Source organism: Vannielia litorea (assembly GCF_900142295.1).
Lineage (GTDB): Bacteria > Pseudomonadota > Alphaproteobacteria > Rhodobacterales > Rhodobacteraceae > Vannielia > Vannielia litorea.
This window is the reverse complement of record NZ_FSRL01000001.1, coordinates 1,503,724-1,529,533: the sequence shown is the minus strand read 5'-3', so window position 1 is coordinate 1,529,533 and position 25,810 is coordinate 1,503,724. Positions and strand designations below refer to the sequence as shown.

Here is a 25,810-nt window from a genome sequence, read left to right as displayed (position 1 = left end):
CAGATGTCGAGCGACGCGATGGCGCTGCGTCTACAGCCACTCCCAGGCGTTCGCCTGCCCGAGATTGTGCCGAAGGATGGTCAGCCCCTTTTGCGACTGCTTGGCCATGCGCGACCGCGCAACCGCTCCCATCAACACCCCTCCAACCGGTGACAGCCGACCATTGCCCGTGCCGTCATGAGATCGTTACACAAGTGTCATATTGGAGTACACCGGGCTTGAATAGTGGGCGCCTCCGCCGGCAGTGGCTCGAGGGGTGGAGGAGATAAGAGGAAAGTGCAGGCTTCTGTTGCCAGGTGCCTGCGAACCCCGCCTTACGCGGCTAGGCGCAAGGGCTTAAGATTTCGATCTTTCGCACCGCTTAAGCGGCGAGAGCGACCGGAGCACGATTGTCGTTGGCAATTATGCTTTACGGACCGATATCGGTGGTACCTCACCGGGACAAAGCAAAACCCCTTTAGACGTTCGTCGATCCTGTTTCGGCCCCATGATCCCCCAACGAGGGAATTTGGTGGAGCCGCCGGGTACCGCCCCCGGGTCCGATCCGCTTATTACGAGCGCGTTTATGTCCATAGTCCCGTTGCCGGAACACGTCAGATATAGGCCCCGAGGCGGGCAAATTCAAGCCGCTTCGCGCGGGCGCAGGCGGGTTGTGCCGTCGATCCGACTCTCGGGGGGGCGAACGGCTCGCCAGGCATGACACATGCAAAAAACTCCTTCCTTCCAATGGAGTCCTCGCCATTCCTGCCGCGCCCCGCTCTCGCCGGAGCTCCGATCTCCGCGCCGAGGCGCGCGCTGCCGAGGGGGGCGGCGCGGCGGGCGGCGCAGTCACCGGCCTCACGGCGCCGGGGCAGGGGCCCTTGCTCCTGCGACCGCAGCAGAGCGCGACATTCTGGCCCTTACAGCCCTGGCGGCGGCGCATTAGATTGAGCCCATGCTGGCCGTGTTTTCCAACCGCAAACGCTTCTCCGACCTCTCCGAGCAAGAGGTGCTGGCGCTCGCCATCTCCTCGGAGGAAGACGACGCCCGGATCTACCGCGGCTTCGCCGAACGCCTCCGCGCCGACGCCCCCGGCACCGCCCAGGTCTTCGAGGCGATGGCGGCCGAGGAAGACGGCCACCGCCGCCGCCTGATCGAACGCCACCAGCAGCGCTTCGGCGAGGTGATCCCGCTGATCCGCCGCGAGCATGTGTCGGGCTTCTACGCCCGCCGCCCGATGTGGCTGGCCGAGAACCTGCCGCTGGAAAAGATGCGCACCCTCGCCGCCGAGATGGAGAGCCAGGCCGAGCGTTTCTACCGCATGGCCGCCGCCCGCACGGCCGACGCCGAAACCCGCAAGCTCCTGGGCGACCTCGCCGCCGCCGAGGCCGGCCACGAGAAGAAGGCCGAGGCGCTGGAAGGCCGCCACCTCGATGACGAGACCCGCGCCGAGGAGGATGCCTCCGCCCATCGCCAGTTCGTGCTGACCTGGGTGCAGCCGGGCCTCGCCGGGCTGATGGACGGCTCGGTGTCGACCCTCGCGCCGATCTTCGCCACCGCCTTCGCCACGCAGGACCCGTGGACGACCTTCCTCGTCGGCCTCGCCGCCTCGATCGGCGCGGGCATCTCCATGGGCTTCACCGAGGCCGCCTCCGACGATGGCCAGCTCTCCGGCCGTGGCGCGCCCTGGAAGCGCGGCCTGGCCTCCGGCGTGATGACCGCACTCGGCGGGCTCGGCCACGCGCTGCCCTACCTCATCCCGCATTTCTGGACCGCGACGGTGATCGCCCTCGTGGTCGTCTTCGTCGAGCTCTGGGCCATTGCCTGGATCCAGAATCGCTACATGGAAACCCCCTTCTTCCGCGCCGCCTTCCAGGTGGTGCTGGGCGGCGCACTGGTGCTGGGGGCGGGCATATTGATCGGCGGCGGCTGAAGAGATTCAGGGCCTCCGGCGGGGGATATCTGGAGGACCAATGAGGCACAGGATGACCGCGTCTCATTGGTCCGTCAAATATCCCCGCCGGAGGCAGACAATGAAAAGAAATGCGCCGATGGCCCGCATTTGAATCAAAGTCTATTCGTCCGGCGCGATCAGCCCCAGCCCGCGCAGGTAGATCCCGATCCCGGTCTCCAGCAGTTCCTCTGGCGGAAACGGCGCGCGGGTGCCGGGCGAGCCGCGGGCGAAGAGCTCCACCACCCCGTGCGACATCGCCCAGACATGGGCCGAGAACATCGCGGCGGGCGGGCGCCTGTCGGGCGGCAGCCGGTCGGCCAGGCCTGAGGCGGCCTTCTCCAGCACTGCCTGCGCGCGGGCCGCGCCGCGGGCCAGGTCGGGGTCGCGGGCCAGCGAGAGCCCGGCCTCGAACATCGCCTGGTAGTGGCCGGGAAACTTGCGGGCAAAGGCAAGGTAGGCACGGCCCGTGGCCTCGAAGCTGGCAATCGCCGAGGGCTGGCCCTGCTCGTAGGCGTGCTCCATCAGGTCGCCGAAAATCGCGTAGCCCTGCTTGGCCACCTCTGCCAGCAGGTCTTCGCGCCCCTCGAAGTGCCGGTACACCGCCGCAGGCGTCACGCCCGCGTCCTTCGCGGCCTCCGAAAGCGTGAAGCCCTGCGGCCCCTTCTCCTCGATCAGCCGGATCGCCGCCTCCACCAGCGCCTGGCGGAGATTGCCGTGATGGTAACCGCGACGGGGCATCAACGCGCCCAGATCTCCGGGCCGCCGCAGATCTTGTGATCGGGAGCATGAACGAGCTTCTCGTCCTTGCCGGGGTAGTCGAGCCGCGTCAGCACGGCGCGCATCGCCGCGATCCGGGCGCGGCGCTTGTCGTCGGAGCGGATCACGATCCAGGGATTGCGCGCGCTGTGGGTGGCGGCGAAGGTCTCGCGGATCGCCTCCGAGTAGGCGTCCCACTTCTTCAGCCCCTCCACGTCGATCCAGCTCAGCTTCCACTGCTTCAGCGGGTCGCTCTCGCGGTCCAAAAAGCGCTTGAGCTGCTCGGCGCGGCCCACGTTGAGCCAGAGCTTCACCAGGTGGATGCCGTCCTCGCTCAGCATCTGCTCGAAGCCGGGCAACTGGTTGAAGAAATGCATCCGCTGCGCGTCGGTGCAAAATCCGAAGACCTTTTCCACCACGCCCCGGTTGTACCAGCTGCGGTCGAACATCACGAACTCGCCGCCCGCAGGGAGCTGCCGCACGTAGCGCTGGAAGTACCACTCGCTCGCCTCCTTGTCGGAGGGCTTGGAGAGCGCCACCACGCGGGCCGAGCGGGGGTTGAGGTTATCGCGGAACCGCTTGATCGCGCCGCCTTTGCCGGCGGCATCGCGCCCTTCGAACACCACCGCAACACGCGCCCCGCTGTCCTTGACCCAGGCCAGCATCTTCACCAGCTCGATCTGGAGCTTGTAGAGCGTTTCCTCGTAGTCGTCCTTGTCCATCCGCTTGTCGTAGGGATAGTTCTCGAGGATGGTCTTGCCATCGGCCTCCTCGATGGCCTCGCGCACGTCCTGCGGCGCTTCCTCCTTGAAGAACTTCGTGATCGCGCCGTCAAACGGGAGGGAGGTCATGTGCGGTATTCCAAGCGGTTACGGGGCCTTGCGCAGTATGGGCGCGGCGCGGCCTCAGCGCAATGCGGCGCGTGGGCCGGCGAGCCCGCCGTTGCGGCAATGTCATCCTCGGGTGGCGCCCGAGGAGGACGGCGGCATAGCGGCGGGCTCAGCGCAATCCGGCCCGCCGGGCGGCGCGGTCGATGGCGGCGACGGCTGCGCCGGGGTCGGCATGATGCGGCATGTGGCCCACGCCGGGCAACTCGGTCAGCCGCGCGCCGGGGATGATCCGGCTCATCGGGCGGGCGTGGATGTCGATGCCCACGGTGGTGTCGGCGGTGCCGTGGACGATCTCGACCGGGATCCGAAGCGCCGGGTAGCGCGGTGCGAGCCGTTGCAGGGCGGCCTTCAGCTTCAGCACCTGTTGGCCGTTGTTGCGCAGCGTGTCGGCCCGCACGGTGAGGGGCGCGCCCACGTGGTCGAGGTAGCCCGCCGGTGGCTGCTGCGGCCTGAAGATGTCGGCCAATGCGCCTTCGATCCGCTGCTCGGAGGCCAGCGCCGAGATCACCGGCACGGCAAAGGTGCGCCCCGCAGGCGAGCCGGTGAGCGTGTAGAACCCGTCGAGCGGCCCCTCCCAGGGCATCGTCGCGCCTGCGAGCGAGACCACCGCCGCCACCCGCTCGGGGTGCTCCACCGCCCAGGCCATCGCCACCGCGCCGCCGTAGCTGTGCCCCACGATCACCGCGCGGCGCACGCCCAGCCGTGCCGCCAGCGCGTCGAGAATGGCCGCCTGCTGCTGTGGTGTCCCGCCGCCCGCGATCGCCTCCGAATGTCCCAGCCCGGGCCGGTCGACGGCGATCACCCGGTAGCGCCCGTCGAGCGCATCGACCATGCGAAAGGTGAAATCCCGCAGGTTTCCGCCCGCGCCATGGATCAGGATCACCACCGGCCCTTGCCCGGCCTCCACGTAGTGCACCTTGCGGCCCGCCACCTCCACCACCGGCCCGACCGGCGGATAGGCGGCCTCGGCACTGCGCTCCTGGCTTGCGGTGCAACTCGCCAGCACCGCCACCACGGCGGCGAGGCCGGCAAGCGCCAGTATCGCCTTGATCATCATTCCGGAGCGCTCCCGCATGCTTGCTCTACCCGGAGGTTACGCGGGGCGGCACGGGATGGTTTCATCACGGCGTCGGATCGGTGCCGATCTTCTCCAGCTCGAAGGGCGTCGACTGGTAGATCTCGTTGATCCAGTTGCCGTAGAGCAGGTGGGCATGGGAGCGCCAGCGGTTCTGCGGCTTCTGCGTCGGGTCGTCATCGGGGTAGTAGTTCACCGGCACGTTGATCGGCGTCCCCGCGGCCACGTCGCGGTCGTACTCTTCCTTCAGCGTGCCGCTGTCGTATTCGAAGTGGTTGAAGATGTAGAGCGCCCGATGCGCGGTGTCTTCCACCAGGCAGGGCCCGGCCTCGTCGGAGCCAATCAGGATGTTCAGCCCCGCGGCCTCCACCTCACCTGCCTTCATCTCGGTCCAGCGGCTGACCGGGATCAGCACGTCATCGGAGAAGCCGCGCAAGTAGGGCGAGGCGGGGGCAAGGTTCTGGTGGCGCAGGCACCCGAAGAGCTTCTGCTCCAGCAGGTGCTTCGGCACGCCGTGGAAATGGTTGATCATCGCCATCCCGCCCCAGCAGACGCCGAAGGTCGAGTGCACGTGGCTCTGGGTCCAGTCCATCACCCGCTGCAACTCGGGCCAGTAGGTCACCTCCTCGAAGGGCAGGTGCTCGATCGGCGCGCCGGTGATGATGAGCCCGTCGAACTTCTCGCCGCTGGCCTCCACCTCCGTGAACGGCCGGTAGAAGGCCTCCATGTGCTCGGCGGCGGTGTTCCTGGTCTCGTGCTCGCTCATCCGGATCAGCTGAAAGTCGATCTGCAGCGGCGTCGCGCCGATCAGCCGGGCAAACTGGGTCTCGGTCTGGATCTTCTTGGGCATCAGGTTGAGCAGCCCGATGCGGATGGGCCGGATGTCCTGATGCTCGGCCCGGCCCTCGCCCATGACCATCACGCCCTCGCGCTCGAGCACGGCATAGGCAGGAAGGTCGGAGGGCAGGGTGATGGGCATTGTCTTTGGTCCCGGAAGTGTCTGGAAAGGATGGTCTCTATCTGGCGGCCTGGCGGCTCAGGTCAAGCGCTATACGGCCTCGGCGACGACGGCATCAACCTCGATCTCCACGAGCCACTCGGGGTTTACGAAGCGCGTCACCGCCATGATCGTGTCAACCGGCCGGGCCTCGAGGCAAAAGGCCTTGCGCGCCTCGATCGCCTCCCGCCAAGTCTCGATATCGGTGAGGATCACCCGCGTCCGGACGATGTCGTGAAGCCCCGATCCCGCCTGCTCCAACGCCGCCTTGATGATCTCGAAGCATCGGGTGGTCTGGGCAAAGACATCGCCAGGGCCCACGGTCTTGCCCTCGGCATCGACGGGGGCGGTGCCGCCTACCGAGATATAGGGCCCGACGCGCACCGCGCGGCTGAAGCCCACGATCTCTTCCATCGGGTTTCCGTTCGAAATGAGCTGCCGCATCCTGGATGTCTCCTTCTGAGGGGCGGCGCGACCTGCGCCGGTTGGCCGGTGCCGGCCTCGTCTACCCGGTCCGCCGCTCAAGGGCGCGGGCGATGAGCGCGTTGAAGTCGGCCTCGGAGGCCACGGCCTTGGCCTCGTCGGCGGTGATGCTGACGCCCCAGTTGCGGGCCATGGCCTCGTAGAGCGGCTGGCGGTGGGCGAGCGCCCTGGCATAGGTGAAGCGGATGAAGGCATCCGGATCAACGTCAGCCTCCTTGAGGTTGTTTTCGTTCAGGTATTCCCCCCAGACCCGCTCCAGGAAGTCGGGCCGGTAGCTCATCGGCTTGGGCGCCTTGTCGAAGCGGCGGATCAGCTCGGCGGTATGCGCCTCGCTGCCCTCGATCCAGACCATCAGGCATTGGCGGCTGACTTCGCTCAGCAGCGGATCGGCCCGGTCCTCCGGGTCCACCCACTCGCAGATCGACCCGCCGGTGTCGCAGATGAAATGCGGGTAGCCGTAGAGCGCCTCGGCGCGTTCGATGAAGTAGCCCGTGTCCATCAGCGCCTTCTCTTCGGCGTCGCGGAACTGGCCCTGGCGCTTGCGGTACTCCTCCATCGCCATCCCGCCCTTGGCCGCGCTGCCCGGCTTGCCGAGATAGGTCGAGACCGGCGAGAGATTGTTGAAGGTGATGTTGGAGCCGATGAAGATGCTGTCGGTCATCAGAAGCTCGCGCAGGAACGGCACCTTCATCGCCTCGCGCTTGGCGTTGTCGGCGATCCGCTCGCCCATGTAGCGGGTGCCGATGCGGTAATCTATCGAGTAGTGAAACCACTGGCCGCTGTCGCGCAGAAGCTGGCTGAGGTGGGTCTTGCCGAGGCCCGACATGCCGAAGAGCAGCACGCGCTTCTTCTCGGCGGCGGTCCATTCGGCGGCATCGGCGTAGATCATGGCATCCCTCATTCGTCCGCGGAGGGGTAACGCGGGTGGGCGGTGGTGGTCTAGCAGAATCAGGCAGGCACGCCCCGCAGGCGGCGCCAGATGCGCCCGTCGAGCACCACGAGCCCGGCGGCCAGCAGGGCAAAGCCTGCATAGGCCCGCGGCGTCAGGGTCTCGCCCAGCACCACGGCCCCAAGCAGGATGGCCACGGGGGCCACCAGCAGCGTCACCAGCATCAGGTTGCCCGAGCCCGCCATGGCCAGCACCCGGTAGTAGAGCAGGTAAGCGATGGCGGTGGCGATCACCGCGATATAGCCCAGCGCCGCGGCCCCCTGAAGGCTGGTGGGCATGTCGATGCCACCCTCCACCACCAGGGTGAGCGGAATCAGGATGAGCGCCGCGCAGGTGAGCATCCCCGCCGAGGCCGCCACCGGCGAAAGCCCCCTGAGCCGCGCCCGCGCCCAGGCCCCGGCGAAGGCGTAGCAGAGCGTCGCCCCGATCACCGCGATCTGCGCCAGAGAGCGCAGCGACAGCCCCTGCAGCACCGCCGGCCCCACCGTGATCGCCACCCCGGCAAAGCCCAGCAGCACACCGGTGAGCCGCCGCGCCGTGAGCCGCTCGTCGGCAAAGACCATCGCCGCCACCAGCACGCCCGCCACGGCGGTGAAGGCGTTGAGAATCGAGGTGAGGCCACTCTCGATGCTGAGCTGGCCCCAGGAGAGCAGGGTGAAGGGCAGCACGTTGTTCAAGAGCCCCATGACCGCAAGGATGCCCCAGACCCGCCAGCCCCGCGGCACCGCCTCGCCGCGCAGCCAGACCACCAGCCAGAGCACCAACGCAGCCCAGCCGACCCGGTGGCACACGGTCGAAAGCACCGAGACCTCCCGCAGGGCCACCGCGACCGACAGGAAGGAGGCGCCCCAGATCCCGCCCAGAAGCAGCAACTCGCCCCAGGCGCGGGCAGGAATGTCGGTCGATTGGCTCATGCCCCCCGATCTACCCCGCCCCGCACCCCGCCGCGACCCGGAACCTGCTCCAAAACGAAGAAGGCCCCGGCACCCGCCGAGGCCTCCCCCTGTCCCTCTGTTCCGCGCCTGGCGGTCAGAAGTGGTATCCGATGCGCAGACCGACGGCGAGCGCGGTGTTGTCCTTGAACTCCGACAGGGTGCCGCCAAAAACAGGCGCTTCCGTCTCGGCGTCGCCGAGCCAGCTGTAGTTGACACCACCGGTGATAGTGGCATTGCCAACATCGTAGCGGCCAGCCAAACCGATCGACGTGCGACCGTCGGTCGGGCCGAGGTTACCCACGAAGCCGCCTTCGGACTTCTCGTAGCTGATCGTTGCAATGCCCGCGAAGTTGTCGGTGAAACGACGGGCAACACCGACCGTGTAGGTGATCACGTCGTTTTCATAGTCAACCAGCGAGGGGTTACCGGGCAAGCTGCCATAGGCCGTTGGCGAGATGTCGAACGCCGACCAGTTTACCCAACGGATAGAGGCCAGCACCAAGGTGCCTTCGGCGATCCCGGACTGCGCCTCCAGATTGATAGATTGGGGGAATTCGGTTTCGAATTCGGTGCTGGCTCCGCCGAATTCGGTGGCGTTAAACTTGTGGGTAATCGCCGAGTTGTAAGTCAGAGCGATCCGCATGGCGATTTCGGGCTTCTCGTAGGCCACACCAACGAGGTACCCGAGCTCAGTGCTGCGTTCCACCGATAGTGAGTAGTCCAAGCTCAGCGCAGGCACGACGACATCAACGTTGCCGCCCACGTTTTGGAACCTCAGACCACCATAAACCGACCAGTTCTCGTCGAGTTTGTACTTCGCAAGAACCTTGATCTCGTCCACGTTCAGGTCTGCATTTGACCCTGCGTACGGGTAGCCGGTACCCATCGCATAGCTGACATCGGCCCCATAGGGCTGCTCGTACTGGATGCCGAACGACAGGCGCTCGCTCATGTCCCACTTCACCGCAAGACCAACGCTGGTATAGCCGCCTGTCATGTCACCGCTTCCCGCTCCGGCGGCACCTGCGAAGGGGCCCGGGGCGCCGGCGACGACTTCACCCGAAACCTTCGGGCTAACCCGGCTGATCGAGAACTCGGTATAGCCTCCCTGCTCGAAGAGGAACCCGACGGACTGGTTCGCCCGTTCGATCCCGCCCGCATGGGCCAGAGTGGTGGTGGCAAGAAGGGCGGCGGCTGCGCCGGTGGTGGTCTTCATCTCGGTCTCCTCCCCGAAGTATCTCAGATTTGAAGCAACTGTGAGCAGGCCGTGATTTGTCGTCAATTTGTTACCCTGCGTCAGAGCGCAAATCCCGGCTCTGGTGGCGCGAAAGTCGCAAATTTACCCTCCCGCCGCCCTCTTGCCGCAGCGGAAACCCCTATCTGGCGTTCGCGCGCAGGTTGATGAAGTTGCCCGCCAGGATCAGCGCGGCCCCCAGCACCACCCAGAGGTCGAGCGACTCGTCGTAGAAGGCCATGCCGACGAAGGCCAGCAGCGGCAGCCGCAAAAAGTCCATCGGCATCACGATCGAGGCCGGCGCCAGAGAGAGCGCGCGGGTGAGGCAGGAGTGCGCCGTCAGCCCGGCCACCCCGATGAGCCCCACGAAGGGCAGGAGCTCGGACGAGGGCCAGGCCATCTCGCCATCCCAGAACCCGCAGATCAGCCCGAAGACCGCCTGCATCGTGGTGATGTAGAAGAGGATGCACAGCACGCTCGCCTGGCGGGTCAGGATCTTGGTGAAGACGGCCGTCAGGGCAAAGCCCACCGCCGCCGCCGCTGCCGCCGTCAGGCCCGGGTCGAGGTTGGCAAAATCCGGCCGCGCCACGATCAGCACGCCGGCAAAGCCCATCAGCGCCGTGACCAGCTTCATCACCGTGAACCGCTCGCCGAGAAACAGCGCCGCCAGCAGGATCACCCAGATCGGCGAGGTGAACTCGATCGAGATGACCTGCGCCAGCGGCGCCATTGCGATGGCGAAGAACCAAAGGTTCTGCCCGGCGAAGTGAAACAGGTTGCGGGCGAAATGCAGATGCAGCTGGCGCGTCGTCACCTGGCCCATCCGGCCCGTGGCAAGCCCCACGGCCACCACGATGAAGATGCCCACGAAACTGCGGTAGGTCATGATCTCGAAGGTATCGAGCTCGCCCGAGGCCGTGCGCCCGGCGACCGCCATGATCGCAAAGGAAGCAATGGCCCCCAGCATCCACAGCATCGCCGGCAGCACGGCGTGGCGCTCGGGCGTGCGCGGCCGCGCGTTCACGCCGGCGGGCGCAATCTCGCCCGGCGCAGGCGATTGGCTCACGCCTCGTCCTCGGTCACGGTGAAATCGCGGATGATCCCGGCCGAGACCTCGCCCCAGGTGCTGTCCTTGGTGCGGGCCTGGTGCGCGGCAAAGGCCTCTGCGCTCTCGAAGGCCTCGCTCAGGTGCCAGACCAGCGGATCATCGCCCTGGGTGATGTCGAACCGCAGGTTGCCCGGCTCGGCGCGGCTCAGGCGGATATGCTCGGGCAGGTGGGTGCGGGCGATCTCGGCCTGCGCCTCGGTCTCGCAGATGAGGCGGCCCTCGACGCGGATCTGTCCCATGCTCATTCCTCCCGGCTGCGACGGGCGGAAGGTGCGGCGGCGTGGCGGCAAGGTCAACCCCATGTGCGCCCGTCATGCAATTTGCGCCGGCCGGGGCAGGAGCGGCCCGATTTCCGCCATCACACCGTTGTGGCGGCGCCCGGATCGGGGCAGGTTTGCCGCGAGGGAGGACGACAGATGATCGGGATCGAAGGCCGCACCATCGGCGAGGTGTTCCGCGAGGCCGTCGCCCGCGCGCCGCAGGGCGATTTCCTGCTGGCCCCGGGCGCGGCGCCGCTCAGCTACGCGGCCGTCGCCACGGCGGTCGAGGCGGCGGGGACGGCCCTCACCGCCGCAGGCTACGGGGCGGGCCACCGCATCGCCGTCTGCCTCGGCACCACCCCCGCGCATTACGTTCTGAAGCTGGCAATGAACGGCCTCGGCATCTCCTTCGTGCCGATCAACCCCGACTACCGCCCCGGCGAACTGGCCTATGTGCTCTCCGATTCCGCCGCGTCCCTCGTCATCGCCGGGCCCGATCACGCCGCCCTCGCGGAGGCCGCCCTCGCCGAGATGAGCGCCCCGCCGCTCTTCAGCCTCTTTACCGGCACCCTCGTCCTTCCGCCCGCGCCAACCGCCCCCTCCGGTGCGCCCGTCACGCCCCAAACGGAGGCGAGCCTGCTCTATACCTCGGGCACCACCGGCCGCCCCAAGGGCTGCATCCTCAGCCATGACTACGAGCTGTTGATGGGCGCGTCCTACCTGCGCCCCCGCGGGGCGATGGCGGTGACAGGGCAGGACCGGGTCTTCAACCCGCTGCCCGCCTTCCACGTCAACGCCGGGGTGCTGACCTTTCTCGGCGTGATGCTGGCCGGCGGCACGCTGATCCAGCCGCCGCGCTTTTCCGGCTCGCGCTTCTGGGAGGACTGCGCCCAAACCCGCGCGACCGTGTTCCATTACCTCGGCGTGGTGATCTCGGTGCTGATGGCCGACAAGTCTGCCGGGCCGGAGAGGCTGGGCGCGCTTCGGGCCGGCTTCGGTGCCGGGGTGGAGCCCGCGCTGCACACCGGATTCGAGGCCCGCTTCGGCATCCCGCTGGTCGAGCTCTGGGGCATGACCGAGATGTGCCGGATCCTGTCGATGGAAGAGGAGCCCCGCCACCCGAACACCCGCGCCATGGGCCGGGCGCGGGCCGATCTCGAGGTGCAGGTCTGGGGCGACGACGGGCGCGAGTGCCCGCGCGGCACCCCCGGCGAAATGGTCATCCGCCACTCCGCCGCCACCCCCCGGCGCGGCTTCTTCTCGGGCTATCTCAACAAGCCCGAGGCCACCGAAGAGGCCTGGGCGGGCGGCTGGTTTCACACCGGCGACACCGTGACGATGGATGAAGAGGGCGTCATAAGGTTCGTCGACCGCAAGAAAAACATCATCCGCAGGGCAGGGGAGAACATCGCCGCCGCCGAGGTGGAAAACGTGCTCTTCACCCATCCGGCGGTGGCGAACGTGGCGGTCGTCCCATGCCCCGACGAAACCCGCGAGGAGGAGGTGCTCGCCGCCATCAAGCTCGCGCCCGGCCACCCCGCCACCCCCGAGACCGCCCGCGCCATCTTCGACGCCGCCTTCGCCGAACTGGCCTACTACAAGCCCCCCGGCTGGATCCTCTTCGTCGAGGAGATCCCGGTGACCGGCACCCAGAAAGTCCAGAAACACGCGCTCTTCGCGCCCGGCGAAGACCCGCGTGCAAGGCCCGGTATCCATGATCTGCGGATCTTGAAGAAGCGCGGCTGACGTGAGGGACGCGTGGCGCCTAGCCGCCGCCTCCATATTTCAGCTGCGATCCGACTTCGGGCCCGACCACCTCTTCCAGCGCACGTCGCTCGTCATGGAACCATGTCCACCAGTTCGCCTGGTCCGGGTCATCCGGAGGCGCAGGGTGGAGGTACGGCTTTGACCGCCAGGTAAAATGCAGCAGCTTCGGCGCCTTCCTCGCGGCGGCGACCTCGGCGCGGTATTTCCGCGGCAGATACTTCACCGTGCGCGGGATGGTCGTGCCCAGAACGTTCCACGCGAAAGGCAGGAAACTCTTCCGCCGTCCAAGGCGGTGATTGATCCAGTCCTGATCCGCATAGGTGGTGTTGTTGGCCTGCTTGAAGTCCATTGCCGCTTCGAGGTCGTTCAGAGCTTGAAGTTCGGTGCGCGCCTCCGGACGCTCGAGTCCGAGCACCATGACCCCGGTATTGATGTAGTTCTGGAGGTCAACGATGGACTTCATTCGTCGCGCTTCGGCGTCGGTGTAATTCGGTTTGGGGCCGAAGGGCAGGCGGCGCCGCTGCCGGTTCCAGGCCCGCAGGAGAACGATATCCCGAACGCCTGCAACCGCATAGGGCCCAAGGTCCGCATCGTGCAACTCCCCTACGTCGCCGCGAACGAGCGTATCGCCGTCGAGGTAGATCGTCCGGCAGTCGAAGAACTCGGGCAGCCGCAGCCGCAGGTAGGACGCCATCGGAAGGTTGCTGACAAAGCCTTCCCGCGCCACCGGCGGAGCGATGGGCCGCCACGAAACTTCGGCATGCGGAAACCTCGCACCCAAATCCCCGACCCAGCCGTCAGCCTCGGGAGCCTCATCGGAGAGAAACAGCGTCACCCGCATCGGGCGGGCACTGTGCCGCAACAGCGAATGAAGCGAGACAAGGGTGAGCGGCAGGTAGTTGCGATCGCACATGTAGGCGATGTTGAGCGCCGTGCCCGGTGCCGCGTTCTCGGTTGTGCCGCCGCTCACTCCCACTCGATCGTGCCGGGAGGCTTGGAGGTGATGTCGTAGGTCACGCGGTTGATGCCCGGCACCTCGTTGATGATCCGGGTGGCGGTCTCGCCGAGAAACTCGTGGGTGAAGGGGTAGTAATCCGCCGTCATCCCGTCGACGCTGGTCACCGCCCGGAGCGCGCAGGCGTAGTCATAGGTCCGACCGTCGCCCATGACCCCCACGGTGCGCACCGGCAGGATCGCCACGAAGGCCTGCCAGATCTCGTCGTAGAGCCCGTGCTTGCGGATCTGGTCGATGTAGACGGCATCGGCCTCCCGCAGGATCGCCAGCTTCTCGGGCGTGATCTCGCCGGGGCAGCGGATCGCAAGGCCCGGGCCGGGGAAGGGGTGGCGCCCGATGAAGCTCGCCGGCAGCCCAAGCTCGCGGCCCAGCGCGCGCACCTCGTCCTTGAAGAGCTCGCGCAGCGGCTCCACCAGCTTCAGCCCCATCTTCTCGGGCAGGCCGCCCACGTTGTGGTGGCTCTTGATCGTCACGCTCGGCCCGCCGCTGAACGAAACGCTCTCGATCACGTCCGGATAGAGCGTGCCCTGCGCCAGGAACTTCACGCCCTCGATCTCGTCGGCGTGCTTCTGGAACACGTCGATGAAGAGCTTGCCGATGATCTTTCTCTTGGTTTCCGGGTCACTTACGCCGTCAAGCTCACCCAGAAACAGCTCCGCCTCGTCGGCGTGGATGAGCGGCAGGTTGTAATGCTCGCGGAACATCCCCACGACCTCCTGCGCCTCGTCCTTGCGCATCAGCCCGTGGTCGACAAAGACGCAGGTCAGCTGCTCGCCGATCGCCTCGTGGATCAGCACGGCCGCAACGGAGGAATCGACCCCGCCCGAGAGCGCGCAGATCACCTTCGCATCGCCGACCTGCTCGCGGATCTTGGCAATCGCCTCCTCCCGGTAGGCGCCCATCGTCCAGTCGCCGGCAAAACCCGCGAGGCGCACAAAGTTCTGGTAGAGCGTCGCGCCGTTGGGCGTGTGGTGCACCTCGGGGTGGAACTGCACGGCATAGAAGTGGCGCTCGAGGTCGGCGGTGATCGCATAGGGCGCATTGGGCGAGGTTCCATAGACCTCGAAGCCCGGCGCGAGCCTCGCCACGTGGTCGCCGTGGCTCATCCACACCTGCTCCGGCCCGTCGAGAAACCAGCCTTCCAGCAGCCCGATCCGTGCCTCGCTCGGGGTCACCCGCGCCCGGCCGAACTCCGCCGTGCCGCCGCCGCCCGAGATCTTGCCGCCATGCACCTTGCCGCCCAGGTCTTCCATCATCGCCTGCTGGCCGTAGCAGATGCCCAGGATCGGCACGCCAAGCTCGTAAACGGAGGCCGGCGGCCGCGGCGAGCCCGCGCGGGTCACCGAGTCGGGCCCGCCCGAAAAGATCACCGCCTTGGGGGCGAACTCGGCCAGGAAGGCGTCATCCACGGTGTTGAACGGGTGGATCTCGCAATAGACCTTCAGCTCGCGCAGCCGCCGCGCGATGAGCTGCGTCACCTGGGAGCCGAAGTCGATGATGAGAAGGCGCTCGTGGTGGCGCTCGGGATGGATGGTGCTCATGAGATGGCAATATTGCGCTGCGCCGAGGGGTGCAAGGCCCGTCCGGCCCGGCAAACTCCTGCCGAGCGCCCGACGCGATGGAACAGGAGTGCCTTGGTCCGGCGTTCTCCACGCAACGGGGCGGCGATTGGCGCCCTCCGGCTGACATCCGACCAGAAAGGAAGACCCCGATGAAATCGCTCGACGCGCTCTTCAACCATTTCCTGCGCGACATCTACTATGCCGAAAAGCAGGTGCGCAAAACGCTGCCCAAGATGGCCCGCAAGGCCGAGTCCGAACAGCTCCGCGAAGCCTTCGAGCACCATCTCGAAGAGACCGAGGAGCAGATCGACAACCTCGAGAAGGTCTTCGAGCTCCTCGGCCTGAAGGCCCGGGGCGTCACCTGCGAGGCGATCGACGGCATCCTCGAGGAGGGCAAGGAGATCATGGAAGACGCCGAAGACGGCGACACCCGAGACGCCGGCATGATCGCAGCCGCCCAGGCGGTGGAGCACTACGAGATCACGCGCTACGGCACGCTGGTCGCCTGGGCCAAGGCGCTCGATCTCGATGCCAAGGTCGCCGACCTGCTCCAGGCCAACCTCGACCAGGAGTATGACGCCGACCGCAATCTGACCTCTCTGGCCGAGAAAACCCTCAACCGCGAAGCCGCCTGAGGCGCTTCGGCCTTGCAGCACGGGTGGGGCAGGGGGCGCCATGCGCCTCTTGCCGCACCGCCGGCTCACCCCATCGAGCTCGAGCTCTTCTCGCCCCGTTTCCGCGCCAGCGCCGCGTCATGCCGGTAGCTCCAATAGGCGATGGCGCTCCACGACAGCACGTAGGCCAGGCCCACCCCGATCACCACCTCGCCGGGCAGAGGCCCCACGTCGGCCCGGGTCACCGCCTGGGCCCAGCCTTCCACCGCATTGGGATGCACCGCGATCTTTCCGGCATAGGCGAGGCTCTGGATCATCAGGATCCACAGGTAGTTGCGCCGGATCCGCCGCCCCAGCGCCACCCAGAAGCTCACGTGGTAATGCGGGCGCAGATAATCCTCGCTCAGTACCTTCTGCCAGCCGTCTTCCATGTGCAGGTCGCCGTCATGCAGCATCGGAGCGTAGAAATGCGTCTCCATCCAGCGCGCCCGCGCCCGCCAGACGTTGAAGTAACGGTAGCGCCGCGCCTCCAGCATCAGGAAGAGCATGATGAGCACGCCCACCAGCACCAGCGGTAGGGGCGAGGCGCCTGGCGAGGAAAACGAGATCGACAGCGCCACCCCCAGCGTCACCACCGCCCAGTTGGTCGTCGTGTCGAGCCGGGTGCGCCAGATCGTGCTGCGATAAACCTCGCCGCGATACAGATGCGCGAGCGCGGTGATCTCCGAGGAAGTCAGCGTCAGCCGGTCCTCGGTCCCGCGCCTCGGGCTGGCAGACTGTGCCATGGCGGCCTCCCTCCGCGGTGTCGTCCCATTCTGCACCCTCCCGCCGGTTCGGTCAAAGCACTGTGCCGCATGTCGCTTTTCCCCCCGAGGCGGCGCAATCCGGCCTCGCAGGCCGCGCGGAACGCGATAGGAGAGGCCAGAAGACCTTGAGGGAAAGGAATCGCGGGATGGTCGAGGCAGTTGCAGGGCGGCGGGCCCGGTCTGGCGGCGGGGCGGCACGGCGGGCCGAGCGCACCGGCATGCGGATCGAGGCGGCAAGGTTCATCACCCGCGGCATCCCCAACCTCGACATCCTGAACGAGGAGGCGCTCGAGATCATCGAGGCCAATGCCGAAACGGTGCTCGAGGAGATCGGCGTTGCCTTCGTCGAGAACCCGCGCGCGCTGAAGCTCTGGAAGGAGGCCGGCGCCACCGTCGAGGGCGAGCGCGTGCATATCCCGCGCGGGCTGGCCCGCAAGCTCTGCGCCACCGCGCCCGCGCAGTTCACCCAGATCGCCCGCAACCCCGAGCGCAACGTCGAGATCGGCGGCAAGAACCTGGTGCTCGCCCCGGTCTACGGGCCCCCCTTCGTGCGCGACAACTCCGGCGGCCGCCGCTACGCCACGATGGCCGACTTCAACAACTTCGTGAAGCTGGGCTACATGTCCAAGTGGCTGCACCACTCCGGCGGCACCGTCTGCGAGCCCACCGACATCCCCGTCGCCAAGCGCCATCTCGACATGCTGATGGCCCACATGACCCTCAGCGACAAACCCTTCATGGGCTCCGTCACCGAGCCGAGCCGGGCCGAGGATTCGGTCGCCATGACCGAGATCCTCTTCAAGGGCGTCGACGGGGGGCTGAACGGGCGCTGCGCGATGACCTCGCTCATCAACATCAACTCGCCGCTCACCTTCGATTCGGTGATGATGGGCGCGCTCGAGGCCTATGCCGAGGCCGGCCAGGCCTGCATCATCTCGCCCTTCATCGTCGGCGGCGCGATGGCGCCGGTCTCGGTCGCGGGCACGCTGACCCAGGTGCTGGCCGAGGTCATGGCCGGCGTGGCCTACTCCCAGCTGATCCGGCCGGGCGCGCCGGTGATCTTCGGCGCCTTCGTCACCTCGATCGACATGAACTCGGGCGCCCCCACCTTCGGCACCCCCGAGGCCAGCCAGGTGACCTACGGCGCGGGCCAGCTCGCCCGCCGCATGGGCCTGCCGTTCCGCTCCGCCGGTGCCTTCTGCGGCTCCAAGCTGCCCGATGCGCAGGCCGGCTACGAGAGCGCCAACTCGCTGAACATGGGCCTGCTCTCGGGCGTCAACTTCATGCTGCACGCCTGCGGCTGGCTCGAGGGCGGCCTGGTCAGCAGCTACGAGAAGTTCGTGATGGACGCCGACCAGCTCGGCATCCTCCACCGCCTCGCCGCCGCCGTGCCGGTCGACGAGAACGGCCAGGGCATGGACGCCATCCGCGAGGTCGGCCCCGGCGGCCACTACCTCGGCTGCGCCCACACCCAGGCCAACTACCAAACAGCCTTCTGGAAATCGGAGGTGCTCGATTACAAGCCCTTCGAAACCTGGGAGGAGGAAGGCGCCCGCGACACCGCCGCCCTGGCCTCCGAGCGCGTCACCAGGCTGCTTGGCGCCTACGAGGCCCCGCCGCTCGACGCGGGCATCCGCGAAGAGCTCGAGGCCTTCATCGCCAGGCGCAAGGAAGTGCTGCCAGACGCCATGGCCTGACGGCGCAGGTGCCGCTCACCCCTCCGCGGGGCCGTCCAGCGGGCCCTGCGGCAGGAGCTTGGCCTCGGCCATGAGCGCGATCATCACCTCCACGTGCCGGATGACCGAATAGGTCGAAAGCCCGGTCTGCCGGCCTTCCTCCATCTCCGCCTCGGTTGCGATCAGGTCGCGCACGGCCCTGGTGGGGGCGGGCAGGGTGGCCACCCGCATGATCCGCTTCAGATCCCGGCTGCGCGAGTAATCGGCCAGCCCCAGCCGCGCGGCCCGAATCAGCAACTTCGGACGGCGGATATGCGCCAGCGGTCCCTGAGTCCTGCGGGCCTGGTATCCGGCTTGCGGTGTGGCGTTGTCTTCGGTCATGGTGGAACTCCCAGATGTTGCGTGTCCACCCTCACACAACCAGAGCGGGTGTTGCGCAATCGCCGATTGAGCGCACGCATCGGCAAGGATTTTTCACAAATTTTAGACAAACCTTGCACTTACGACGCATTGTTAACTTCTGGGTAACTAAATCGCCTTTAGGTTGTGTCCGCTGGAGGCACGATTACGAGAACAATCCTGGGGGAAGGGACAGATGACCGTTGAGAACGGAGAGGTGGAGGACTCCGAGGTGGTGCCGCATTGGGTGCCGCGAAGTGCCCTGCACTATCTGAAACACACCGAGGCGGGCTGCACCATTCGCGGCCTGGCCCGGTCGGAAGGGGTGCATGCCTCGACCATTCTCAGACAGATCAGAAGGTTCGAACAGCGTCGTGACGATCCGCTTGTCGACGAGGCCCTCGCCCGCCTCGGACAGGCCCATTTCAAGTGCATCGACGCCACGGGCACGGCCCGGGCCAGCAAGGAGACCCTGACCATGAGCCGCCACTTCACCCCCGACCGCAAAATCTGCGACGAAGCCACCGTGGCCCGCGAGGGCCGCCGCATCCTGCGCCGCCTATGCGAGAGCGGCTCGGTGCTCGCCGTTGCCGCCGATCTCGAAAAGGCCGCCGTCGTGCGCAGCCTCGCCGATGGCCGCTCCACCCGCACCGCCGTGGTCGACCGCGAGGTCGCCCAGGCCTTCGCGCTGAAGGAGTGGATCTCCCTGCGCAAGCCGGGCCGGGTGGCGAGCTACGTCATCAGCCCTGCCGGCCGCGCCGCGCTCAAGCGGATGCTGGCCGAAACCGAGGCGAGGGCAGGTGGCTTTGCCGAGGCGATGAGCCCCTTCGCCTGGCAGCACGCCGAGATCGAGGAGGCCGACGCCGGCGAGGAGGTGCCGCGCAAGATCCGCTACAACCGCGCCGAAAGCCCGGTGACCGCGCTCGCCCGTCGCCGCGAGAAGGACGGCAAGCCCTTCCTCTCCGCCGATCTCGTCGCCGCCGCCGAGCGCCTGCGCGAGGATTTCGAGATGGCCCAGATGGGCCCGCGCGTGGCCCAGAACTGGGACAACTTCCTTACCGGCGGCACCCGCGGCCAGTTCGACACTTCCGGCCCCGCCAACGGCCCGGCGGCGAGCCGCGCCCGCGTGGCCCAGGCCCTGCGCGATCTCGGCCCGGGCCTGGGCGACATGGTGCTGCGCTGCTGCTGCTTCCTCGAGGGGCTGGAGGCCGCCGAAAAACGCATGGGCTGGTCGGCGCGCTCGGGCAAGATCGTGCTGCGCATCGCGCTCCAGCGCCTCAAGCAGCACTACGAGGAGTCCTACGGGCCCGAGGCCCACATGATCGGCTGACGCCAACCAAGGCACCGGGCAGCTCCTCCCTGCCCGAGGCCCGCGCGGACCCTCCCCCGCGCGGGCCTTCTTTCGGGGCCTCAGCCCACCAGCGCGCCCACGCCATAGGCCACAAGCCCGCACAGCACCCCCACGCCCAGCACCTCGCCCAGTGCCCGCACGCCCCGCTCCCCCGTGGCCCGGGCCCGCAGCAGCCCGAGCGCCGTCAGGGCCGCAAGGCTGGCCGCCACCGAGGAGAGCGTGCTGCCCGCCTCGGGGCCTGCCAGCAGGAAGGGCAGCAGGGGCACCAGCCCGAAGGCGAGAAATGCGCCGAAGGTCACCACACCGTCGCGCGCGGGCGTCGCATCGCGCAAATCCGGCATCGACACGCCCGCCCCCGCCAGCAGGTCGGCCACAAGCTCCGGGCTCTCCTCGAGCCCCTCGGCCACCCGCGCCGCCGTGCCCGGCGTCAGCCCCCGTGCGCCCAGCATCGCCACCAGCCGTCTCCGGTCCGCCCCCTCCAGCACCCGCGCCCGTTCGGCCCGGTAGAGCGCCCGCGCCGAGCGGGTCGAGAGAAACTCGCCCAACCCCATCGACACCCCGTCGGCAAAGAGGTTGGCCAGCCCGAAGACCAGCACCGCCACCGCCCCGATCGCCCCCGCCCCCTCGGCCTCCGCCCCCGCGAATCCCGCGACGATGGCGAAAGTCGTGACGATCCCGTCATTCCCGCCATAGGTGATCTGTTTCAGGTGGTGCGCGAGGGGCATGGCTGGCTCCGGGCTGGCTGTGCCTCCCCAATCTGCCCCAGCGGTGCGGCGGATGTCTTGCGCCATGTCAAACCGGGCGATAACCATCGCTTGCCGTCTTCCCGCTTTCCGATCACCCCGGCTTATGAACCTCACCCTCCGCCAGCTCCGCTCCTTCATCGCCCTCGCCGAGACGGGCAGCTTCGTGCGTGCCGCCGAGATCGTGCATGTCTCGCAACCCGCGCTCAGCCAGCAGATCAAGGAGATGGAGGCGCAAACCGGCCTCCGCCTCGTCGAGCGCCAGCCCCGCCGCGCCGTGCTCACCCCGGCCGGCCACGAGCTGCAGGCCCACGCCCGCGCCGTGCTGGCCGAGATGGACGCGCTGGAGCAGGCCGCGCGCTGGCGCGAAGGCCTCGGCGGCCGCCTCGCGCTCGGGGTCATCCCCACCGTCGCGCCCTACCTCCTGCCGGTCGCCCTGCCGCTGATCCGCTCCCGCAACCTCACGCTCGAGCTGCGCATCCGCGAGAGCCAGACCGAAACCGTGCTCGACGGGCTGGAGGCCGGGCGGCTCGACGCCGCCGTGGTGGCGCTGCCCACGGGTCGCGCGGGGCTGGTGGAGGTTCCGCTCTTCGAGGACCGCTTCCTGCTCGCCGGCAATGCCGCAACCCTCGCGGGGCAGGGGGCCGCGATCCGCCCCGACGCGCTCGACCCCGACCGCCTGCTGCTGCTGGAGGAAGGCCATTGCCTCGCCGACCAGGCGCTCGAGGTCTGCGCCCTGCGCCGCGCCGACACCCGTGTCGATCTCGGGGCCTCTTCGCTCGCCACCCTCGCGGGCCTCGTCGCCGAGGGCTTCGGCTTCACCTTCCTGCCCGAACTCGCCGCCGCCTCCGAGCTGGCCGCCGCGCCGCGCCTCGCCCTGCACCGCTTCGCCGATCCCCAGCCCGCGCGCCGCCTTGGCCTGCTGCGGCGCCGGACGGCCACCGATGACGGATGGTTCACCACCCTGGCCGAGATCCTGCGCGAGGCCGGCGAGGCCCGCCTCGCCAGGCTCCCCGTCTGACCCGCTCCCGGACGAAAATTCACGAGCTTTCTTCTGGCCTCGCAAGAATCTTCATGAAGATTCCTGCCCGGTCCGAAAGAGCTTCGAGATGATCCTTCTGGCCCGCGCTCAGGTCCGGAAGTGCTTGGCCAGCTTGAGCCCCTGGCCCTGATAGTTCGAGGCGATTTCCGCTCCGTAAAGCCGCTCCGGCCGCTCTGCCATGCGCTCGTACACCAGCCGCCCCACGACCTGCCCGTGCTCCAGCACGAAAGGTGCCTCGTGGCAGCGCACCTCCAGCACGCCCCGCGAGCCTGCGCCTCCCGCCTCGGCATGGCCGAACCCGGGGTCGAAGAAGCCCGCGTAATGCACCCGGAACTCGCCGACCAGGGCGAGATAGGGCGCCATTTCGGCGGCATACATCGGCGGGATCGTCACCGCCTCGCGGCTGACCAGGATGTAGAAGGCCCCCGGATCGAGGATGATCCGGCCCTCCGCAGTCTCGATCCGCTCCCAGAACTCCGCCGCCGGGTAGGCTCCGATCCGGTCGAGGTCGATGATCCCGGTGTGAGGCTTGGCGCGGTACCCCACCAGCGTGCCCTGCTCGGGCCGCAGGTCGACCGAAAAGCCCAGGCCTTCCGAAATCACCGCCTCGCCATCGACCAGCGGCACCTCGGCGTGCAGCGCCCGGAGCGCGCCGTCGTCCAGCACCGCCTGCCCACGGCGAAACCGCAGCTGGTTCAACCGCATCCCCGGGCGCACCAGCACCGAAAAGCTCCTCGGGCAGATCTCGGCATAGAGCGGCCCCGCGTAGCCCGCCGGCACCCGGTCGAACTCCACGCCCCGATCGGTCACCAGCCGGGTCAGCAGGTCGAGCCGCCCGGTCGAACTCTTGGCATTGGCCACCGCCGTCAGGCCCGGCTCCAGGCTCAGGCTCTCCATCAGCGGCACGAGATAGACGCAGCCCTTCTCCAGCACCGCGCCGCCCTCGAGCGACACCTCGTGCATCCCGAACTCCGCGAGCCGCTCGGCCACGGTCGCGGTCTTGCCGGGCAGAAAGGAGGCGCGCACCCGATAGGCTGTCTTGCCCAGCCGCAGGTCGAGGCTCGCGGGCTGGATCTGGGCCCGGGTCACCTCGGGTGCCCCGCGCAGGCTGCCGCGTGCGATCATCGCCGCAATCGCCTGTCCCGGAAGCACGCCCAGGGGCCCGTCGTCTCGCGCATCCGTCACAGCAGGCTCCCCCTCAAGCAACACCGCCCGCGACCCTCTCGGGTGCGGGCGGTGATGAAACTGTTGGTCGGGCTAGCAGGACTTGAACCTACGACCTTCCGTCCCCCAGACGGACGCGCTACCAGACTGCGCCATAGCCCGACGTGGGGGCTTTCTAGACGATTCTGCCGCCCATGCAAGGGGAGATCGGAGCGGGTGGGGCAGCGCGTCACGGGGTGATCCAACGGCACGCGAGGGCCCTCAGCCCATCCTGGCCCGCAGGGCGATCAACCGGTCGTAGAGCGGGCGCAGGGCGGTCATGTCGGGCTGCCCCGCCGGGGCGGGCGCAGGGGCCTGCGGGGCGCGCTCGGCCTGATCCTGCGGATCCTGCGCTCGGTCGGGCATCTGGGAGGCCCCCACGCCGGCAAAGCGCGCGTCCGGCAGCCCGGCATCCTGCGCGCGCTCCTGGTCAGCGCCGGTCAGCGGCAGCGGGCCCGGGGTGACCGGCGGCACCGTCGTCTCCCGGCCGTCCATCGGCTTGCGGATGAAGCTGGGCAGCGCCATCTCCTCCTTCTCCGCCGCCGCCCCTCCGGCCTCGACGGGCGCCACCTCGGGGTCGTCCTCCTCGGGCGGATCGACAAAGAAATTCGATTTCTGCTCGGGCGCGGCCTCGACGATGCCGGGCGCCGGGGCAGGGGCCTCGCCGGTCATGTCCACCGCGTCCTCCGGCCCGTCCCTCAGGATATGCACTTCGGCCGCAGGGGCAGGCTCTTCGCCCGACACATCCACCGCCTCGAAGTACCCCTCCGGCTCGGGCTCCACCGCAGGCGCAGGCGCCTCGCCCGACACATCGACCGCCTCGAAATACCCTTCCGGTTCAGCCTCCACCGCAGGCGCAGGGGCCTCGCCCGACACATCCACCGCCTCGAAGTACCCCTCCGGCTCGGGCTCCACTGCAGGCGTGGGCTCTTCGCCCGACACATCGACCGCCTCGAAATACCCCTCCGGTTCAGGCTCCACCGCAGGCGCAGGCGCCTCGCCCGACATGTTCACCGCGTCGTAAAACCCGGCGGGCGCGGGGGTCACCGAGGGGGGCTGGGTCTCGCCGGTCATGTCCACCACCGTCTCCGGTGGCTGGGCCTGATCCCTGGTCTCGACCGCATCCGGCTCATCGGCCGCGCCCAGGTCCACCGGCGGCGACAGCTCGGCCACCGCTTTCACCCCGTTCTCGCGGATGAACTTCTGCGCACCCTTGATGGTCAGCCCATCCTCGTGCAGCAGCTTGCGGATGCCGCCCAGCAGCTCCATGTCGGCGGGGCGGTAATACCGCCGCCCGCCGGCCCGCTTCAGCGGCTTGACCTGTGCGAACTTGCTTTCCCAGAACCGGAGCACATGGGTCTGCACCCCAAGCCAATCGGCCACTTCGGAGATGGTGCGAAAGGCGTCAGGCGCTTTACCCATGGGTTATTCCTTGCTCTGTTCCCTCGTCATCCGCGCCCCGCGTCTGCGGCAGGGTTACTTGCGGTTTCCGTCCGCGACCCGGTCTTTCATCAGGTGGCTGGGGCGGAAGGTCAGCACCCGGCGCGGGCTGATCGGCACTTCCTGCCCGGTCTTGGGGTTTCGGCCGACGCGGGCGGCCTTCTCGCGCACCGAGAAGGTGCCGAACGACGAGATCTTCACGCTCTCGCCGCGCACCAGCGCGTCCGACATATGTGCCAGAACGGTTTCGACGAGCTGTGCGCTCTCGTTGCGGCTGAGGCCCACCTCGCGAAACACGGCTTCGCTCAGATCCATCCGCGTCAATGTCTTGCCGGCCATGTGCTGTCCCCCGATGGTTTCCGGCGAGGATGGGGCACCGCATTTTCCGAGTCAATATCAGCGGCTTGGAAGCTGCTGTTTATTCACTGGTTTTGGCCGGCGCAGGGGCCTCGCGCGGGCATGGGGGGCGTCATGCCCGGGCCGGAGGTCGCGCGGAGGCCGGATCACGGCGAAGTGAGTCGCTGGTCAGTGGGGGCACCGGAGCCGGGCAGCAAGGCGCTCGGCCCGGCCTCCGCCTACCAGCGCAGCACCACCGCGCCCCAGGCCAGCCCGCCGCCGATCGCCTCGCAGACCACGATCTGACCGGGCCGGATCTTGCCCTCGGCCACGCCCACCGAAAGCGCCAGCGGGATCGAGGCCGCCGAGGTATTGCCGTGGTCCTGCACGGTCACCACGACCTTTTCCATCGGCAGGCCCATCTTCCGGGCCGTGGCGGTGATGATCCGCAGATTGGCCTGGTGCGGCACCAGCCAGTCCACCTCGGCCTCGGTCAGCCCGGCCTTCTCTACCGCCGTGTGGGCGGTGGCGGCGAGCTTCTCGACGGCATGGCGGAACACCTCCTTGCCCTCCATCCGCAAGAAGCCGGTGGTCCGGGTGGCCGAGGGGCCGCCATCGACGTAGAGCAACTCGCGGTAGCGCCCGTCGCTGTTGAGATCGGTCGCCAGGATTCCCCGGTCCTCGACCGTGCCCTTGCCCTCTTCGGCCTCCAGCACCAGCGCACCGGCGCCGTCGCCGAAGAGCACGCAGGTCGCGCGGTCGTCCATGTCGAGCAGGCGGCTGAAGGTCTCGGCCCCGATCACCAGCACCCGCTTGGCCTGGCCGCCGAGGATCAGCCCCTGTGCGTTGGAGAGCGCGAAGACGAAGCCCGCGCAGACCGCCTGGATGTCGAAGGCAAAGCCGTTCTCCATCCCGAGCTCGGCCTGAACCATCGTGGCGGCGGAGGGAAAGGTGTAATCCGGCGTCGAGGTGGCCACCACCACGGCGTCGATGTCCGAGGCTTCGAGCCCGGCCTGGGCCAGCGCGGCACGGGCGGCGTGGGCGGCCATCTGGCTGGTGGTCTCGTCCGGCGCGGCGAAATGCCGGCGCTCGATGCCCGACCGCGAGACGATCCATTCATCGGAGGTCTCGAGGCGCTCCTCGAACCAGGCGTTCGGCACCACCCGTTCAGGCAGATAATGCCCGACGCCCCTTACAACGGCCCGCACACCCATGCTCTCAGATGCCTCTTCTCAT

The 25,810-nt window shown here is 68.1% G+C and carries 25 protein-coding genes, 1 tRNA gene and 1 other RNA gene; 6 read left to right on the top strand and 21 right to left on the bottom strand.

The genetic code is table 11. The features are described 5' to 3' along the window. Positions 1-275: 275 nt before the first annotated feature. Positions 276-629, bottom strand: a transfer-messenger RNA (tmRNA) gene (ssrA, locus tag BUR94_RS07600). A 305-nt stretch (positions 630-934) separates the two neighbouring features. Here ssrA and mbfA point away from each other — a divergent pair. Then, positions 935-1,912: an iron exporter MbfA gene (mbfA, locus tag BUR94_RS07595; protein ID WP_074255606.1), complete on the top strand. Its 978-nt coding sequence runs from the start codon at positions 935-937 to the stop codon at positions 1,910-1,912. A 141-nt stretch (positions 1,913-2,053) separates the two neighbouring features. Here mbfA and BUR94_RS07590 read toward each other — a convergent pair whose 3' ends face one another. The 10 genes from BUR94_RS07590 to BUR94_RS07545 all read right to left on the bottom strand — a co-directional run bounded on the left by BUR94_RS07590 (position 2,054) and on the right by BUR94_RS07545 (position 10,599). After that, positions 2,054-2,671: a TetR/AcrR family transcriptional regulator gene (locus tag BUR94_RS07590; protein WP_074255605.1), complete on the bottom strand. Its 618-nt coding sequence runs from the start codon at positions 2,669-2,671 to the stop codon at positions 2,054-2,056. Continuing rightward, positions 2,671-3,540 (bottom strand): polyphosphate kinase 2, encoded by an 870-nt coding sequence (gene ppk2, locus BUR94_RS07585; protein WP_074255604.1) that lies wholly within the window; start codon positions 3,538-3,540, stop codon positions 2,671-2,673. Before ppk2 ends, BUR94_RS07590 begins: the two co-directional genes overlap by 1 nt. Positions 3,541-3,688: 148 nt before the next feature. Then, entirely contained in the window at positions 3,689-4,636 is a 948-nt protein-coding gene (locus BUR94_RS07580) for an alpha/beta fold hydrolase (protein WP_074255603.1), read from the bottom strand. Positions 4,637-4,700: 64 nt separating this feature from the next. Continuing rightward, positions 4,701-5,633 (bottom strand): homoserine O-succinyltransferase, encoded by a 933-nt coding sequence (locus BUR94_RS07575; RefSeq protein WP_074255602.1) that lies wholly within the window; start codon positions 5,631-5,633, stop codon positions 4,701-4,703. Between the two features lie 69 nt (positions 5,634-5,702). After that, entirely contained in the window at positions 5,703-6,095 is a 393-nt protein-coding gene (locus tag BUR94_RS07570; RefSeq protein WP_074255601.1) for a RidA family protein, read from the bottom strand. A gap of 61 nt (positions 6,096-6,156) precedes the next feature. After that, positions 6,157-7,023, bottom strand: a complete 867-nt coding sequence (locus BUR94_RS07565) for an ATPase (protein WP_074255600.1) — start codon at positions 7,021-7,023, stop codon at positions 6,157-6,159. A gap of 59 nt (positions 7,024-7,082) precedes the next feature. Further along, the gene (locus BUR94_RS07560) at positions 7,083-7,997 is read right to left on the bottom strand and encodes a DMT family transporter (RefSeq protein WP_074255599.1); all 915 of its coding nucleotides are present in this window, start codon (positions 7,995-7,997) and stop codon (positions 7,083-7,085) included. Positions 7,998-8,112: 115 nt separating this feature from the next. Beyond that, a complete protein-coding gene (locus BUR94_RS07555) occupies positions 8,113-9,234 on the bottom strand; it encodes an OmpP1/FadL family transporter (RefSeq protein ID WP_074255598.1) in 1,122 nt (373 codons plus the stop codon). Between the two features lie 160 nt (positions 9,235-9,394). Next, positions 9,395-10,318 (bottom strand): DMT family transporter, encoded by a 924-nt coding sequence (locus tag BUR94_RS07550; RefSeq protein WP_425445235.1) that lies wholly within the window; start codon positions 10,316-10,318, stop codon positions 9,395-9,397. Then, the gene (locus BUR94_RS07545) at positions 10,315-10,599 is read right to left on the bottom strand and encodes a putative quinol monooxygenase (protein WP_074255597.1); all 285 of its coding nucleotides are present in this window, start codon (positions 10,597-10,599) and stop codon (positions 10,315-10,317) included. Before BUR94_RS07545 ends, BUR94_RS07550 begins: the two co-directional genes overlap by 4 nt. Positions 10,600-10,776: 177 nt before the next feature. On the opposite strand from BUR94_RS07545, the gene BUR94_RS07540 reads away from it, so the two are divergent. Next, the gene (locus tag BUR94_RS07540) at positions 10,777-12,366 is read left to right on the top strand and encodes an AMP-binding protein (RefSeq protein ID WP_074255596.1); all 1,590 of its coding nucleotides are present in this window, start codon (positions 10,777-10,779) and stop codon (positions 12,364-12,366) included. 19 nt (positions 12,367-12,385) lie between these two features. Here BUR94_RS07540 and BUR94_RS07535 read toward each other — a convergent pair whose 3' ends face one another. Further along, the gene (locus BUR94_RS07535) at positions 12,386-13,357 is read right to left on the bottom strand and encodes a glycosyltransferase family 8 protein (protein ID WP_074255595.1); all 972 of its coding nucleotides are present in this window, start codon (positions 13,355-13,357) and stop codon (positions 12,386-12,388) included. Further along, positions 13,354-14,943, bottom strand: coding sequence for a glutamine-hydrolyzing GMP synthase (gene guaA / locus BUR94_RS07530; RefSeq protein ID WP_074255594.1), 1,590 nt, complete (start codon positions 14,941-14,943; stop codon positions 13,354-13,356). The genes BUR94_RS07535 and guaA overlap by 4 nt, the downstream gene beginning before the upstream one ends. Positions 14,944-15,113: 170 nt before the next feature. On the opposite strand from guaA, the gene BUR94_RS07525 reads away from it, so the two are divergent. Beyond that, entirely contained in the window at positions 15,114-15,599 is a 486-nt protein-coding gene (locus BUR94_RS07525) for a YciE/YciF ferroxidase family protein (RefSeq protein WP_074255593.1), read from the top strand. Between the two features lie 65 nt (positions 15,600-15,664). On the opposite strand, the gene BUR94_RS07520 is transcribed toward BUR94_RS07525, so the two are convergent. Then, entirely contained in the window at positions 15,665-16,363 is a 699-nt protein-coding gene (locus BUR94_RS07520) for a DUF2270 domain-containing protein (RefSeq protein ID WP_074255592.1), read from the bottom strand. A gap of 167 nt (positions 16,364-16,530) precedes the next feature. Here BUR94_RS07520 and BUR94_RS07515 point away from each other — a divergent pair, with 167 nt between their 5' ends. Further along, a complete protein-coding gene (locus BUR94_RS07515; protein ID WP_074255591.1) occupies positions 16,531-18,081 on the top strand; it encodes a trimethylamine methyltransferase family protein in 1,551 nt (516 codons plus the stop codon). A 15-nt stretch (positions 18,082-18,096) separates the two neighbouring features. On the opposite strand, the gene BUR94_RS07510 is transcribed toward BUR94_RS07515, so the two are convergent. Then, positions 18,097-18,441, bottom strand: coding sequence for a DUF6477 family protein (locus tag BUR94_RS07510; RefSeq protein WP_074255590.1), 345 nt, complete (start codon positions 18,439-18,441; stop codon positions 18,097-18,099). A gap of 214 nt (positions 18,442-18,655) precedes the next feature. Here BUR94_RS07510 and BUR94_RS07505 point away from each other — a divergent pair, with 214 nt between their 5' ends. Next, the gene (locus tag BUR94_RS07505) at positions 18,656-19,789 is read left to right on the top strand and encodes a DUF6456 domain-containing protein (RefSeq protein WP_074255589.1); all 1,134 of its coding nucleotides are present in this window, start codon (positions 18,656-18,658) and stop codon (positions 19,787-19,789) included. Between the two features lie 80 nt (positions 19,790-19,869). Here BUR94_RS07505 and BUR94_RS07500 read toward each other — a convergent pair whose 3' ends face one another. Further along, positions 19,870-20,535 carry a VIT1/CCC1 transporter family protein gene (locus tag BUR94_RS07500; RefSeq protein ID WP_074255588.1) on the bottom strand — a complete coding sequence of 222 codons (666 nt, stop codon included), beginning with the start codon at positions 20,533-20,535 and terminating at the stop codon, positions 19,870-19,872. A 124-nt stretch (positions 20,536-20,659) separates the two neighbouring features. On the opposite strand from BUR94_RS07500, the gene BUR94_RS07495 reads away from it, so the two are divergent. Further along, a complete protein-coding gene (locus BUR94_RS07495; RefSeq protein WP_074255587.1) occupies positions 20,660-21,574 on the top strand; it encodes a hydrogen peroxide-inducible genes activator in 915 nt (304 codons plus the stop codon). A gap of 108 nt (positions 21,575-21,682) precedes the next feature. On the opposite strand, the gene BUR94_RS07490 is transcribed toward BUR94_RS07495, so the two are convergent. The 5 genes from BUR94_RS07490 to BUR94_RS07470 all read right to left on the bottom strand — a co-directional run bounded on the left by BUR94_RS07490 (position 21,683) and on the right by BUR94_RS07470 (position 25,788). Continuing rightward, positions 21,683-22,780: a 2'-deoxycytidine 5'-triphosphate deaminase gene (locus BUR94_RS07490; protein ID WP_281249202.1), complete on the bottom strand. Its 1,098-nt coding sequence runs from the start codon at positions 22,778-22,780 to the stop codon at positions 21,683-21,685. Between the two features lie 64 nt (positions 22,781-22,844). Further along, positions 22,845-22,921: transfer RNA gene (locus BUR94_RS07485), tRNA-Pro, on the bottom strand. 99 nt (positions 22,922-23,020) lie between these two features. Further along, positions 23,021-24,220 (bottom strand): MerR family transcriptional regulator, encoded by a 1,200-nt coding sequence (locus tag BUR94_RS20895; RefSeq protein WP_245794404.1) that lies wholly within the window; start codon positions 24,218-24,220, stop codon positions 23,021-23,023. Between the two features lie 54 nt (positions 24,221-24,274). Further along, positions 24,275-24,577 carry an integration host factor subunit alpha gene (gene ihfA, locus BUR94_RS07475; RefSeq protein WP_074255585.1) on the bottom strand — a complete coding sequence of 101 codons (303 nt, stop codon included), beginning with the start codon at positions 24,575-24,577 and terminating at the stop codon, positions 24,275-24,277. A 236-nt stretch (positions 24,578-24,813) separates the two neighbouring features. Beyond that, the gene (locus tag BUR94_RS07470; RefSeq protein WP_074255584.1) at positions 24,814-25,788 is read right to left on the bottom strand and encodes a beta-ketoacyl-ACP synthase III; all 975 of its coding nucleotides are present in this window, start codon (positions 25,786-25,788) and stop codon (positions 24,814-24,816) included. Between the last annotated feature and the right edge of the window lie 22 nt (positions 25,789-25,810).

Excerpts from the sequence above, each read along its gene's own strand:
- BUR94_RS07580 (WP_074255603.1), bottom strand. The coding sequence starts at position 4,636 with ATGATGATCAAGGCGATACTGGCGCTTGCCGGCCTCGCCGCCGTGGTG.
- BUR94_RS07545 (WP_074255597.1), bottom strand. The coding sequence starts at position 10,599 with ATGGGACAGATCCGCGTCGAGGGCCGCCTCATCTGCGAGACCGAGGCG.
- guaA (WP_074255594.1), bottom strand. The coding sequence starts at position 14,943 with ATGAGCACCATCCATCCCGAGCGCCACCACGAGCGCCTTCTCATCATC.
- mbfA (WP_074255606.1), top strand. The coding sequence starts at position 935 with ATGCTGGCCGTGTTTTCCAACCGCAAACGCTTCTCCGACCTCTCCGAG.
- BUR94_RS07505 (WP_074255589.1), top strand. The coding sequence starts at position 18,656 with ATGACCGTTGAGAACGGAGAGGTGGAGGACTCCGAGGTGGTGCCGCAT.
- BUR94_RS07555 (WP_074255598.1), bottom strand. The coding sequence starts at position 9,234 with ATGAAGACCACCACCGGCGCAGCCGCCGCCCTTCTTGCCACCACCACT.
- BUR94_RS07590 (WP_074255605.1), bottom strand. The coding sequence starts at position 2,671 with ATGCCCCGTCGCGGTTACCATCACGGCAATCTCCGCCAGGCGCTGGTG.
- BUR94_RS07575 (WP_074255602.1), bottom strand. The coding sequence starts at position 5,633 with ATGCCCATCACCCTGCCCTCCGACCTTCCTGCCTATGCCGTGCTCGAG.
- BUR94_RS07525 (WP_074255593.1), top strand. The coding sequence starts at position 15,114 with ATGAAATCGCTCGACGCGCTCTTCAACCATTTCCTGCGCGACATCTAC.
- BUR94_RS07570 (WP_074255601.1), bottom strand. The coding sequence starts at position 6,095 with ATGCGGCAGCTCATTTCGAACGGAAACCCGATGGAAGAGATCGTGGGC.
- BUR94_RS07560 (WP_074255599.1), bottom strand. The coding sequence starts at position 7,997 with ATGAGCCAATCGACCGACATTCCTGCCCGCGCCTGGGGCGAGTTGCTG.
- BUR94_RS07495 (WP_074255587.1), top strand. The coding sequence starts at position 20,660 with ATGAACCTCACCCTCCGCCAGCTCCGCTCCTTCATCGCCCTCGCCGAG.
- BUR94_RS20895 (WP_245794404.1), bottom strand. The coding sequence starts at position 24,220 with ATGGGTAAAGCGCCTGACGCCTTTCGCACCATCTCCGAAGTGGCCGAT.
- ppk2 (WP_074255604.1), bottom strand. The coding sequence starts at position 3,540 with ATGACCTCCCTCCCGTTTGACGGCGCGATCACGAAGTTCTTCAAGGAG.
- BUR94_RS07520 (WP_074255592.1), bottom strand. The coding sequence starts at position 16,363 with ATGGCACAGTCTGCCAGCCCGAGGCGCGGGACCGAGGACCGGCTGACG.
- BUR94_RS07510 (WP_074255590.1), bottom strand. The coding sequence starts at position 18,441 with ATGACCGAAGACAACGCCACACCGCAAGCCGGATACCAGGCCCGCAGG.
- BUR94_RS07515 (WP_074255591.1), top strand. The coding sequence starts at position 16,531 with ATGGTCGAGGCAGTTGCAGGGCGGCGGGCCCGGTCTGGCGGCGGGGCG.
- BUR94_RS07470 (WP_074255584.1), bottom strand. The coding sequence starts at position 25,788 with ATGGGTGTGCGGGCCGTTGTAAGGGGCGTCGGGCATTATCTGCCTGAA.
- ihfA (WP_074255585.1), bottom strand. The coding sequence starts at position 24,577 with ATGGCCGGCAAGACATTGACGCGGATGGATCTGAGCGAAGCCGTGTTT.
- BUR94_RS07565 (WP_074255600.1), bottom strand. The coding sequence starts at position 7,023 with ATGATCTACGCCGATGCCGCCGAATGGACCGCCGCCGAGAAGAAGCGC.
- BUR94_RS07500 (WP_074255588.1), bottom strand. The coding sequence starts at position 20,535 with ATGCCCCTCGCGCACCACCTGAAACAGATCACCTATGGCGGGAATGAC.
- BUR94_RS07540 (WP_074255596.1), top strand. The coding sequence starts at position 10,777 with ATGATCGGGATCGAAGGCCGCACCATCGGCGAGGTGTTCCGCGAGGCC.